The organism is Pseudoalteromonas aliena (genome assembly GCF_038155085.1).
Taxonomy (GTDB): Bacteria; Pseudomonadota; Gammaproteobacteria; order Enterobacterales; family Alteromonadaceae; genus Pseudoalteromonas; species Pseudoalteromonas aliena_A.
The window spans coordinates 1-211 of record NZ_JBAKAU010000269.1 but is presented as its reverse complement, the minus strand read 5'-3'; the positions used below and the strand labels follow the sequence as shown (position 1 = coordinate 211).

1 pseudogene is annotated in these 211 nt (G+C 43.1%); it reads left to right on the top strand.

Annotated features, from left to right (window positions below):
- Nucleotides 1-184: pseudogene (locus tag V6260_RS19355) on the top strand (peptidogalycan biosysnthesis protein); the annotation flags it as partial.
- Between the last annotated feature and the right edge of the window lie 27 nt (nucleotides 185-211).

The window sequence follows — 211 nt, the reverse complement described above, 5'->3', positions numbered from 1 at the left end:
TCAGGAGCAGTGTCATCGTTTATTTGGGGATGAACCATTTACTCAACATTCTTTTTTATATGCCCTTGAACAAAGCGAATGCGTAACACAAAAAAGAGGTTGGCAGCCCCATCACCTCGCTATTTTTGAAGAACAGACGCTCATTGCGCTTGCACCTGGGTATTTAAAAAGACATTCATACGGCTAGAAGGTATTTGACTGCGCTTCGGCT